Consider the following 12,195-nt stretch of genomic DNA (forward strand, 5'->3'; position numbering starts at 1 on the left):
GCCGACTCTAGGCGACCCTGCGGGTCCGTCGAGGGCCGTCGCGCGGGCGTCGCCGTCTCCGGCCCGAACACCCAGACTCTAAGGTGGAACCCATGACCTATTCGGTCGCCGTCTCCGGCGCATCCGGCTATGCGGGCGGTGAGATCCTGCGGATCCTCGCCGGTCATCCCGACGTCGAGATCCGCACCGTCACCGCGCACTCCAACGCCGGTCAGCCGCTCATCGAACACCAGCCGCACCTGCGCTCGCTCGCGCACCTGACGCTGCAGGACACTACGCCCGAGATCCTGTCGGGGCACGACGTCGTCTTCCTGGCGCTTCCGCACGGACAGTCGGGACAGTACACCGAGGCGCTCGGCGACACCCCGCTCGTGATCGACGCCGGCGCCGACCACCGGCTGACGTCGCCCGATGCGTGGGCGGCGTTCTACGGCGGCGCCTTCCACGACCCGTGGACCTACGGCGTGCCCGAGCTCCCCACCGCCGGCGGGACGCAGCGCGCGAACCTCGTCGGCACGCGCCGCATCGCCGCTCCGGGCTGCAACGCCTCGACGGTGAGCCTGAGCCTCGCGCCCGGCGTCGCCGCGGGCGTCGTCGACCCCGGCGACATCGTCAGCGTGCTCGCCGTCGGGCCGAGCGGGGCCGGCAAGAGCCTCAAGACCAACCTTCTGGCCAGCGAGATCCTCGGTACCGCGAACCCGTATGCGGTGGGCGGCAGCCATCGTCACATCCCCGAGATCCGTCAGGCTCTCGTCGCCGCCGGTGCCACGGGGGACGTGCGCATCTCGTTCACCCCCGTCCTGGTCCCCATGGCGCGGGGCATCCTCGCCACGTCCACGGCCCCGATCGCCCAAGACGCGACGGATGCCGAGATCCGCGGTGCATGGGAGGCGGCGTACGGCGACGAGACCTTCGTCCAGCTTCTTCCGGCCGGGCAGTTCCCCCGCACGGCGGACGTCCTCGGCGCGAACACGGCGCTCATGGGACTCGCGGTCGACCGGGCCGCGGGCCGCGTCGTCGTCGTCACCGCGGTCGACAACCTCGTCAAGGGCACCGCCGGCGCTGCCATTCAGTCCATGAACATCGCGCTGGGTCTTCCCGAAGGCACCGGCCTCACCGTGAACGGAGTCGCCCCGTGAGCGTCACCGCCCCCCAGGGCTTCGAGGCGGCCGGCGTCGCCGTGGGCCTGAAATCCACCGGCAAGCCCGACGTGGCCGTCGTCGTGAATCGCGGTCCGCTGAAGGTCGCCGCCGCCGTCTTCACGAGCAACCGGGCCAAGGCCAACCCGATCCTGTGGTCGCAGCAGGTCATGCACGACGGCACCGTCGAGGCGATCGTCCTCAACTCCGGCGGCGCGAACTGCTTCACCGGACCCTTCGGCTTCCAGACCACGCATCAGACGGCCGAGAAGGCCGCCGAACTGCTCGAGGTCAGCGCCGGCGACATCCTGGTGTGCTCGACCGGCCTCATCGGCACCGGTGACGAGGTCTTCCGCAGCAAGGTCCTCGAGGGTACCGAGCGCGGGATCGCCGAGCTGTCCGCAGAAGGCGGCGAGGCGGCCTCCCTGGCCATCATGACCACCGACTCCGTACCGAAGACCAGCGTCCACGACGGCGACGGCTGGAAGATCGGCGGCATGGCCAAAGGCGCCGGGATGCTGGCGCCGGGACTTGCCACCATGCTCGTCGTCCTCACCACCGATGCCGTCCTCGCCGTCGACGAGGCCGATGCCCACCTGCGGAGCGCGACCCGGGTGAGCTTCGACCGTCTCGACTCCGACGGCTGCATGTCGACCAACGACCAGGTGTCGCTGCTGGTCAGCGGCGCCTCGGGGGTGACGCCCGATCCCGACGCCTTCCGCCGCGCGCTCATCGAGGTCTGCACCGACCTCGCCGTGCAGCTCCAGTCCGATGCCGAGGGCGCGAGCCACGACATCACGATCGAGGTGCGCGGCGCCGCGACCGAGGACGACGCCGTCGAGGTCGGACGCTCGGTCGCCCGCAACAACCTCTTCAAAGCGGCGATCTTCGGCAACGACCCCAACTGGGGGCGCGTGCTCGCCGCGATCGGCACCACCGGCGCCGCGTTCGACCCGTACGACGTGGACGTATGGATGAACGGCGTGCGGGTGTGCACCGCGGGCGGGCCGGACCGGCCCCGCGAAGAGGTCGACCTCACCCCGCGGGCGACGAGCGTGCTCATCGACCTGAGGGTCGGCGCCGAGTCGGCCACGATCTTCACCAACGACCTCACCCACGACTACGTCCACGAGAACAGCGCCTACTCGTCATGACCGATATCCAGGACACCGATCCCGCCGCCGCCAGCGCCCAGGCCGAGACCCTCATCGAGTCGCTGCCGTGGGTGCGCCGCTTCCGCGACCAGGTGGTGGTCATCAAGTACGGCGGCAACGCCATGGTCAGCGATGAGCTGCAGGACGCCTTCGCCGCCGACATCGCCTACCTCCGCTACGTCGGGGTCAAGCCGGTCGTCGTGCACGGCGGCGGACCGCAGATCTCGTCGATGCTCGATCGCCTCGCCATTCCGAGCGAGTTCAAGGGCGGGTACCGGGTCACCTCCACCGAGGCGATCTCGGTGGTGCGCATGGTGCTCACCGGCCAGATCAACCCGCAGCTGGTCGCCAAGATCAACGCCCACGGTCCGCTGGCGACGGGTCTCAGCGGCGAGGACGCCGGCCTGTTCGGGGGTCGCCGGCGCGGCGTCGTCGTCGACGGCGTCGAGCACGACCTCGGTCGCGTCGGCGATGTCGTCGAGGTCGACCCGCAGCCGGTTCTCGACCAGCTCGCGGCGGGCCGGGTGCCGGTCGTCTCGAGCATCGCCCCCGACCTCGACCACACCGGGCATTCGCTGAACGTGAATGCGGATGCCGCTGCCGCCGCTCTCGCCGTCGCGCTCAAGGCCTCCAAGCTCGTCGTCCTCACCGACGTGCCCGGCCTGTACGCCGACTGGCCCGACCGCACGTCGCTGGTGTCGCATCTGACCTCGACGCAGCTGCGCGAGATGCTGCCCCGGCTCGAGTCGGGGATGATCCCGAAGATGGCCGCGTGCCTCGAGGCGGTCGAGGGCGGCGTCGACACCGCGGCGATCATCGACGGCCGCGTGCCGCACTCGGTGCTCGTGGAGATCTTCACCAGCAAGGGAATCGGAACAGAGGTGGTGCAGGGATGAGCTGGCAGGACGACGCAGGCCGGGACCTGGTGCGCAGCTTCGGCGATCGGATGGCGATGTTCGTCCGCGGCGAGGGTGCGTACGTGTGGGATGCCGACGGCAAGCGCTACCTCGATTTCCTCGCCGGGATCGCGGTGAACTCGCTCGGCCACGCGCACCCTGCGTTCGTCGAGGCGATCACGCGCCAGGCGTCGACGCTGTCGCACGTCTCGAACTACTTCGCGACCCCGCCGCAGCTCGAGCTCGCTTCGCGGCTGAAGCGCCTCGCGGGCACGGGACCGGACGGCCGGGTGTACTTCGGCAACTCGGGGGCAGAGGCCAATGAGGCCGCGTTCAAACTCGCGCGACTGCACGGCGGACCGGGCCGCCCCCGCATCCTCTCGCTGAAGGACGCGTTCCACGGCCGCACCATGGGCACGCTCGCCCTCACCGGCAAGCCATGGATGCAGGAGCCGTTCCTGCCCATGGTCGGCGGAGTCGAGTTCATCGACACCACCATCGAGGCCCTCGACGCAGCCCTCGACGACGGCGTCGCCGCGCTCTTCCTCGAGCCCATCAAGGGAGAAGCCGGCGTCATCGACCTGCCCGAGGGCTACCTGCGGGCCGCGCGCGAGCTCACCGAACGCCACGGCGCCCTGCTGATCGTCGACGAGATCCAGACCGGCGCCGGCCGGACGGGGGAGTGGTTCGCCTTCCAGCACGCCGGCATCACCCCGGACGCGATCACGGTCGCCAAGGGGATCGGCGGCGGCTTCCCCATCGGCGCGCTCATCACGTTCGGCGCGGCCGGCGACTTGTTCTACCCCGGTACGCACGGCTCGACCTTCGGCGGAAACCCTCTCGGCACCGCCGTGGCCGGGGCGGTGCTGGCCGAGATCGAGCGCGGGGGGTTGGTCGACAACGCCGCGGAGCGCGGCACGCAGCTGCGCGAGGCGATCGTGCGACTCGATTCGACACTGGTGAGCGGATGCCGCGGCCAGGGTCTGCTCATCGGGGTGGCGCTGCGGCATCCGGTCGCCAAGGCCGTCGTCGCGGCCGCGCTCGAGCACGGGCTCGTGATCAACGCGCCCAACGACGACACGATCCGTCTGGTTCCCGCCCTCACCATCGGCGACGTCGAGATCGACGAGTTCCTGCAGCTGTTCGCCGCCGCGCTGCACACCGTGGAGGACGCCCTCGTCCTCGATGCACCCTCGGAGGTGTCCGCATGACCCGCCACCTGCTTCGCGACGACGACCTGACCGCGGACGAGCAGGCCGAGATCCTGGATCTCGCCGTCGCTCTGAAGAAGGACCGCTGGAAGCTGAAGCCTCTCGAGGGCCCGCAGACCGTCGCGGTGATCTTCGACAAGTCCTCCACGCGCACGCGCGTCTCCTTCGCGGTGGGCATCGCCGATCTCGGCGGGTCCCCGCTCATCATCTCGACCGCCAACAGCCAGCTGGGCGGCAAGGAGACCCCGTCCGACACCGCCCGTGTCCTGGAGCGGCAGGTCGCCGCGATCGTGTGGCGCACGTACGCGCAGGCGGGGCTGGAGGAGATGGCGCGCGACACCCGGGTCCCGGTGGTCAACGCGCTGAGCGACGACTTCCATCCGTGTCAGCTGCTGGCCGACCTGCTCACGATCAAGGAGCACAAGGGCGACCTGGCGGGGCTGACGCTGGCGTTCTTCGGCGACGGCAAGTCCAACATGGCCCACTCGTACGTGCTCGCCGGCGTCACCGCAGGTATGCACGTGCGCGTCGCCTCACCCGAGGACTACGCGCCGCGCGAGGACGTCATCGCCGATGCGGACCGGCGTGCTGCCGAGACGGGCGGGTCGGTGGCGCTGTACACCGACGCCAACGAAGCCGCCGCCGGGGCGGATGTCATCGTCACCGACACGTGGGTGTCGATGGGCAAGGAGGAGGAGAAGCTCGCGCGCCTCCGGGACCTCGGCGCCTACAAGGTGACCCAGGAGCTCATGGGCCTCGCCCAGGACGACGCGATCTTCATCCACTGCCTTCCCGCCGACCGCGGCTACGAGGTCGACGCCGAGGTCATCGACGGCCCCCAGAGCGTGGTGTGGGACGAAGCCGAGAACCGCCTGCACGCGCAGAAGGCGCTGCTGGTGTGGCTGTTGCGCCAGGGCTGAGCCGGCTCGACGCTCCCGGCCGCATCGCCGGTGCGGACCTGGCACGGGGCCTCGCCGTGATCGGGATGCTGGCCGCCCACCTCCTGGTGACCGACGACGCGGTCGATCCGACCGATGCGTCCACGTGGGACGGGGTGGTGAACGGGAACTCCTCGATCCTGTTCGCCACGCTCGCCGGGGTGTCGATCGGTCTGCTCACCGGCGGACGGCGACCGGTCGCGGCGCCGCGGCGCGGCATCCTGCAGGGACGACTGCTCGTGCGTGCGGCGGCGCTGTGGATCGTCGGGCTCGCGCTCATGCTGCTCGGCGTGCCGGTGTACGTGATCCTTCCGGCGTACGCCGTGATGTTCGCCCTCGCGGTGCCCCTGGTGGGCCTCACCGCCCGGCCGCTGTGGATCCTCGCCGGGGCGCTCGCGGCCGTGATGCCCTTCGTGCACGCGTTCGCCGCCTCGTGGCCGGGCTGGCAGACCCCGCTCGGCGGCGACGTGTCGCTGCTCATCGGCTGGCACTACCCGTTCGAGGTCTGGATCGCGTTCGTCGTCGCCGGGCTCGCGCTGGCACGCTCGGGGCTCGATCGCACGCCCGTGCTGGCCGCGGCCCTCGCCGGCGGCGCGCTCGTGAGCGGTATCGCGTTCGCGCTGGATGCCGCGACCGGCGCGCGGGCGTCGGGCGCGGCATCCGGTGACGACGATGGGGTGCGGGTGTGGACGGCGGAGCCGCACTCCAGCGGTCTGCTGGAGGTGTGGGGCTCGGGCGGACTCGCGGTCGCGATCATCGCCGCGTGCGTGCTGCTGTGCCGCGGCGACGGCGGCGGCGGCATCGTGGGAAGGATCCTCCTGCCCCTGCGGGCTGCGGGCTCGATGCCGTTGACGGCGTACGCCTCGCAGATCGTGGTGTGGGCGATCGCGGCCGCCGCGCTCGGCGTGCCGGGCGATCTCGCCGGCTTCCGCGAGGCACAGCCTTTCTGGCCGATGACGCTGGGGATCCTCGCGGGCTGCACATTGTGGGCCCTCGTCCTCGGAAGGGGGCCCCTCGAGCGCGGCATCGAGGGGCTCGCGCGGGTCGTGGTCCGCCCTCGCTAGGCTGGTGCGGTGAGTGATGCGAAGCGCGACGGCACCAACGAGGGCGCGCTGTGGGGCGCCCGTTTCGCGACGGGACCGTCGCCCGAACTGGCGGAGCTGAGCCGGTCCACCCACTTCGACTGGGATCTGGCGCTGTACGACCTCGCCGGGTCGCACGCCCACGCCAAGGCCCTCGCGGCGGCCGGCTATCTCAGCGCCGCCGAGGAGGCGTCGATGCACGACGGCCTCGACGCCCTGGCCCGCGCCGTGCGGGACGGATCTTTGCGGCCGGGGCCGGCGGATGAGGACGTCCACGGCGCGCTGGAGCAGGCGCTCATCGCCGAGGTGGGGCCGGAGCTCGGCGGGAAGCTGCGCGCGGGTCGCAGCCGGAACGATCAGATCGCGACCCTGGTGCGGATGTACCTCCTCGACCATTCGCGCACCATCGCCCGCGAGATCCTCCGCCTGGTCGACGCCGTCGTGGCGCAGGCCGAAGCGCATCCCGGCGCGATCATGCCGGGCCGCACCCACCTCCAGCACGCTCAGCCGGTGCTGCTGGCCCACCACCTGCTCGCCCACGCATGGCCGCTCGTCCGTGACCTGGAGCGGCTGCGGGACTGGTCCGCGCGGGCCTCCGTGTCACCGTACGGCGGTGGCGCACTCGCCGGCTCGACGCTGGGACTCGATCCTCAGCTCGTGGCCGACGAACTCGGTCTCGCGCGCCCGGCGGAGAACTCGCTCGACGGGACGTCGGCGCGCGACGTCGTGGCGGAGTTCGCCTTCATCACCGCGATGATCGGCGTCGACCTGTCGCGGTTCGCCGAGGAGATCATCCTCTGGAACACGCGCGAGTTCGCCTTCGTCACCCTCGACGACGGCTACTCCACCGGGTCGAGCATCATGCCGCAGAAGAAGAATCCCGACATCGCCGAGCTCGCACGCGGCAAGTCCGGACGACTCATCGGCAACCTCACCGGCCTGCTCACGACGCTGAAGGGCCTGCCGCTGGCCTACAACCGCGACCTGCAGGAGGACAAGGAGCCGGTCTTCGACTCCGTCCGCACGCTCGAGGTCGTCCTCCCCGCGTTCGCGGGCATGGTGGCGACCATGCGATTCCACACCGACCGGATGGCCGCTCTCGCACCCCAGGGTTTCTCCCTGGCGACCGACGTCGCGGAGTGGCTGGTCAAGCGCGGCGTTCCCTTCCGGGATGCCCACGAGGTGTCGGGTCGCGTCGTGCGCGCCTGCGAGGAGCGCGGCATCGAGCTGCACGAACTCGACGATGCGGCCCTCGCCGCCATCTCTGCGGATCTGACGCCCGAGGTGCGCGAGGTGCTGACGGTCGAGGGGTCCGTGGCAGCGCGGGCCGGAGTCGGGGGGACGGCACCCGCACGGGTCGAGGAGCAGCGGGCGGAGCTGATCGCGCGGGTGCAGCGCGTGGCACACACCCTCGGACTATGAGCATGCGGCTTATCGTCGCGAATAATCAGTCCAGAACTTATTTCGTGGCAGAATAAGCGCTAGACTGATCGCATGCCGATAGCAGTCATCGCCGACATCATCGGGTCGCGACGCCTCCCGGACCGTGGCGCCGCTCAACGCGACCTCGATGACGCGATCGCACGCGTCGAGACGGACCGACCACTCGCGGTCTCCCGGCTGCGCGCCACCGTCGGCGACGAGCTGCAGGGAACCTACCGCACGCTCGAGGACGCGCTCTGCTCGTTGCTGCTCCTGCGGCTGGCGCTGCCGGCGGGCCTCGAATGCCGGTTCGGGGTCGGAATCGGCGCGATCTCCGACGTTCCGTACGACGGAGCGACACTCGCGGACGGGCCGGGGTGGTGGGCTGCCCGGGATGCGGTCAACGCGCTGACCGCCATGCAGCAGCGCGCCGCGCCGGGGGCGCGGACGTGGATTGTCGCCGCCCCCGGCGAGGATGCCGGTATGCGATCCCCCGTCGAGATGGCCAACGCCTACGCCCTGTCGAGAGACCAGCTCGTCACCGCGATGAGCGACCGCGCGCGCCGGCTGACGTACGGGCGATGCCTCGGCCGTACGCAGAGCGATCTCGCCCGCGAAGAAGGCGTCACCCAGTCGGCGGTGTCGCAGGCGATGAGCACTGCCGGTTCCGCCGCGCTCGTCGAGGGCTACGTCGCACTGAGCGGAGGGCGCGCGTGATCCTCGCCGGCCTCACCCTCCTCACGATCGGCGGTCTCGATCTGGTGCGCGCGTTCCTCGCCCGGCGCTGGGCGGGCTACGTCGTGGTGGGCGCGGCGACGGTCGCGCTCGGCATCGCCGCGGGGGCCATCATCGAGACCGCGGTCGCCCTGCTGGCGGCGAGCGCCTGGATCTGGTCGGTTCCGAGCGATCGACGCGTGCGCGCGGGTTTCTGGCCGGCCCTCGGGATCGGCGTCCTGTGCGCACTCGCGGTGATGAGCATCCCGCCCCGCGAGCAGACCGGGCCGATCGGGGATGTCTGGCGCTTCCCCACGCCCGCCGGCGAGCTCTCCTTCGACGCGGCGGTGCTCGTGTGCGGGGCGGTGGTGTTCCTCATGGAGTCCGCCAACGTCATCGTGCGCATCGCGCTGAACTCCGAGCGCGCTGCACCGGGCGACCCGTCCGGGGTGACCGTCGCGGTTTCCACGTCCCCGAGCAGCGCGGGGGAGGAGCCGGCCGAACCGCAACCGCTCGACGAACGCCCGGCTCTCAAGGGAGGGCGCCTGATCGGGCCGCTCGAGCGCATCCTGGTGTTCGCGCTCACGCTGCTGTCGGCGTACACCCTGGTGGCGGCCTTCCTCGCGGCCAAGGGTATCGTCCGCTTCCCCGAGATCTCCCGGGACAGCGCCCACGGCGACAGTGCGGAGTACTTCCTCATCGGCAGCATGGTCAGCTGGGTCGTCGCGCTGTCCGCCGCCGCGCTGGTGTGGTGGTCGCTGTCCATCGGGTGAGTGGGGCGCGGGCGCCGCTGATAGCCTGAAACGCGTGTCTGAAACCGTCGTGAGCGCGACCGCGCCCGCCAACGACCCGTCGTTCGAGAACGTCTGGGACGAGATCGTGTGGCGTGGGCTCGTGCATGTGTCCACCGATACCGAGGCGCTCCGCGCGCTCCTTGCCGGGGACCCGATCACGTACTACTGCGGCTTCGATCCGACCGCGCCGAGCCTGCACCTCGGAAACCTCGTGCAGCTGCTCCTCATGCGGCGCCTGCAGCTGGCCGGGCACCGCCCCCTGGGGCTGGTCGGCGGTTCGACGGGTCTCATCGGCGATCCCCGACCCTCCGCCGAGCGCACCCTCAACACCAAGGAGACGGTCACCGAGTGGGTGGGCTACCTGCGGTCGCAGGTGGAGCGGTTCCTGAGCTTCGACGGCGACAGCGCCGCGCGCATCGTGAACAACCTCGACTGGACGGCTCCGCTGAGCGCCATCGACTTCCTCCGCGAGATCGGCAAGCATTACCGCGTCGGCACGATGCTCAAGAAGGATGCCGTCGCGGCGCGCCTGAATTCCGAGGCGGGCATCAGCTACACCGAGTTCAGCTACCAGATCCTGCAGGGCATGGACTACCTCGAGCTGCACCGCCAGTACGGCTGCGTGCTCCAGACCGGCGGCAGCGACCAGTGGGGCAACCTCACCAGCGGCACGGATCTGATCCATCGCGTCGAGGGTGTCCACGTGCACGCGATCGGCACCCCGCTGATCACCAACAGCGACGGGACGAAGTTCGGCAAGAGCGAGGGCAACGCCATCTGGCTGGATCCCGCGATGTGCAGTCCGTACCGGATGTACCAGTTCTGGCTCAACACCGACGACGCGGACGTCATCTCGCGTCTGAAGGTCTTCACCTTCCTCACGCGTGCCGAGATCGAGGAGTACGAGCGTCTCGTGCAGGACGAGCCCTTCCGTCGTGCCGCGCAGAAGCGTCTGGCCCTCGAGGTCACGACGTTCGTGCACGGTGCGGACGCGGCATCCGCGGTGATCGCCGCCTCGGACGCGCTCTTCGGTCAGGGCGATCTGTCGACGCTGGATGCCGCGACGCTCCGCTCCGCTCTGGAGGAACTCCCGGGCGCGGCTGTCGAGACGGGCACGCCCGTCGTCCAGGCGCTCGTCCAGACGGGTCTCGTGGCGAGTCTCAGCGAGGCGCGCCGCGCGATCGCGCAAGGGGGAGTGACGCTCGACGGCGAGCGAGTCGACGACGATGCCGTGACGGTGACGGGAACCCTGCCGGGCGGGGTGTCGGTGCTGCGTCGGGGCAAGAAGACCCTCGCCGGACTCGTCGTCCTCCCCGCCGGTCGCTGACCCCGCCGATCCGGGCCGCGCGTGCCGTTCACACCCAGCCACGCCGTGGTGGCGTTGCCGTTCGTGCGCACTCCGCTGGTTCCCGCCGCGATCGCCGTGGGGGCGATGACCCCGGACCTGCCGCTGTTCGTCCGGGGCACGCCGTTCCATTACGGCATCTCGCATGACCTGGTGTGGCTTCCGGCGACCCTCATCGTCGCCTTCGGTCTGCTCGTCATGTGGCGATGCGTGCTGCGACCCGCGGTGCGGGAGCTGACTCCGCGGACAGTCTCGGAGCGCCTCCCGCCGCAATGGGATCGAGGTGCTGCCGAGGGGTGGCGCGAGACGGTCACCGGAGCGGCGTGGTGGGCGGTGCCGGCCTCGCTGACGCTCGGTGTCGTCACGCACGTCGTGTGGGACCTCTTCACACACGAGGGCAGGTGGGGGGTCGAAGCCCTTCCCGCCTTGCAGCAGCAGTGGGGACCGCTCCTCGGGGTGAAGTGGCTCCAGCACGGGTCGAGTGCGATCGGGCTGGTGATCCTGACCGTGTGGGGTATCCGCCGGCTCGCGCAGCGCGATCCGGTTCCGCACGCGTTCGAGATCCTCGGCGGGGGAGTCCGGCTGGCATGGTGGGCTTCGCTGCCGTTCGTCCTGACGGTGGCGTGGGGCTGGGGCCTGGCGGCGATGGGCCCGCTCGACGAGAGCTTCACCATCGCCCATCTGGCGTACCGGGTGCTGCCTCCGGCGTGCGCTGTGTGGGGCGCCGCCACCATGGTGCTCTGCGTCGCCGTGCAGCTCCGGCGGCGTTCCGCGACGCGCGACACGCCCGGGCTGCGGGGCTGATTTGGCGGGCTCCGCCGACGCCGCGTAATGTTCTTGTTGTTCGCCCCAAAGGGAGAGCGGAGAGGCCAAGGGCCCCGCAACCTCAAGCGGAGAACAGATCCCCACACAGTAGGCCTGGCAGATTCGCGTCTGCGGGGGCTATGATGAGGATCCCCCACCTCGTGGACCGCGGTCATCGACTGCTGCCGGCGATCTGAAGATCCCGGCTGTCGATTTGACAGACGGAACGATGGGGATAAGATAGTGAAGTTGCCCTCCTGGGCTGGTCGTGAGGCTGGTTGGGGGGAGCGTCCGATCCTTGAGAACTCAACAGCGTGCACTTGTCAAATGCCAAATAACCTCGATCTCAGCTTCGGCTGGGTTGAGATTCCTTTGGATCAATTTATGGATGTCAGTGACATTCGTTTTTGGTCAGTTCAAACTCGCTGCTTCGGCCTGTTCCGGTCGTTGTCAGTATTTTTCTTTTACGGAGAGTTTGATCCTGGCTCAGGATGAACGCTGGCGGCGTGCTTAACACATGCAAGTCGAACGGTGAAGCAGAGCTTGCTCTGTGGATCAGTGGCGAACGGGTGAGTAACACGTGAGCAACCTGCCCCTGACTCTGGGATAAGCGCTGGAAACGGCGTCTAATACCGGATATGAGCTGCGATCGCATGGTCAGCAGTTGGAAAGATTTTTCGGTCTGGGATGGGCTCG

Annotated in this window: 11 protein-coding genes and 1 rRNA gene; all 12 read left to right on the plus strand. The window is 70.0% G+C overall.

Going from position 1 to position 12,195, the window contains the following annotated elements:
* Positions 1-92: 92 nt before the first annotated feature.
* Positions 93-1,139, plus strand: a complete 1,047-nt coding sequence (argC, locus tag Q9S36_RS39435; protein ID WP_311290215.1) for an N-acetyl-gamma-glutamyl-phosphate reductase — start codon at positions 93-95, stop codon at positions 1,137-1,139.
* A complete protein-coding gene (gene argJ / locus Q9S36_RS39440; protein ID WP_311290216.1) occupies positions 1,136-2,293 on the plus strand; it encodes a bifunctional glutamate N-acetyltransferase/amino-acid acetyltransferase ArgJ in 1,158 nt (385 codons plus the stop codon). The genes argC and argJ overlap by 4 nt, the downstream gene beginning before the upstream one ends.
* On the plus strand, positions 2,290-3,189 hold the full coding sequence (gene argB, locus Q9S36_RS39445; RefSeq protein ID WP_311290217.1) for an acetylglutamate kinase: 900 nt from the start codon (positions 2,290-2,292) through the stop codon (positions 3,187-3,189). Before argJ ends, argB begins: the two co-directional genes overlap by 4 nt.
* On the plus strand, positions 3,186-4,400 hold the full coding sequence (locus tag Q9S36_RS39450; RefSeq protein WP_311290218.1) for an acetylornithine transaminase: 1,215 nt from the start codon (positions 3,186-3,188) through the stop codon (positions 4,398-4,400). Before argB ends, Q9S36_RS39450 begins: the two co-directional genes overlap by 4 nt.
* Positions 4,397-5,320, plus strand: a complete 924-nt coding sequence (argF, locus tag Q9S36_RS39455) for an ornithine carbamoyltransferase (RefSeq protein ID WP_251449326.1) — start codon at positions 4,397-4,399, stop codon at positions 5,318-5,320. Before Q9S36_RS39450 ends, argF begins: the two co-directional genes overlap by 4 nt.
* A complete protein-coding gene (locus Q9S36_RS39460) occupies positions 5,299-6,402 on the plus strand; it encodes a heparan-alpha-glucosaminide N-acetyltransferase domain-containing protein (protein ID WP_311290219.1) in 1,104 nt (367 codons plus the stop codon). The genes argF and Q9S36_RS39460 overlap by 22 nt, the downstream gene beginning before the upstream one ends.
* A gap of 9 nt (positions 6,403-6,411) precedes the next feature.
* Positions 6,412-7,842: an argininosuccinate lyase gene (gene argH / locus Q9S36_RS39465; protein WP_311290220.1), complete on the plus strand. Its 1,431-nt coding sequence runs from the start codon at positions 6,412-6,414 to the stop codon at positions 7,840-7,842.
* 72 nt (positions 7,843-7,914) lie between these two features.
* Positions 7,915-8,559 (plus strand): SatD family protein, encoded by a 645-nt coding sequence (locus Q9S36_RS39470; protein WP_311290221.1) that lies wholly within the window; start codon positions 7,915-7,917, stop codon positions 8,557-8,559.
* The gene (locus Q9S36_RS39475; protein WP_311290222.1) at positions 8,556-9,329 is read left to right on the plus strand and encodes a hypothetical protein; all 774 of its coding nucleotides are present in this window, start codon (positions 8,556-8,558) and stop codon (positions 9,327-9,329) included. The genes Q9S36_RS39470 and Q9S36_RS39475 overlap by 4 nt, the downstream gene beginning before the upstream one ends.
* 34 nt (positions 9,330-9,363) lie before the next feature.
* Positions 9,364-10,677: a tyrosine--tRNA ligase gene (tyrS, locus tag Q9S36_RS39480; protein WP_311290223.1), complete on the plus strand. Its 1,314-nt coding sequence runs from the start codon at positions 9,364-9,366 to the stop codon at positions 10,675-10,677.
* A gap of 21 nt (positions 10,678-10,698) precedes the next feature.
* A complete protein-coding gene (locus Q9S36_RS39485; protein WP_311290224.1) occupies positions 10,699-11,499 on the plus strand; it encodes a DUF4184 family protein in 801 nt (266 codons plus the stop codon).
* Between the two features lie 463 nt (positions 11,500-11,962).
* Positions 11,963-12,195, plus strand: a 16S ribosomal RNA gene (locus Q9S36_RS39490); the annotation flags it as partial.

The organism is Microbacterium sp. ARD31 (genome assembly GCF_031844425.1).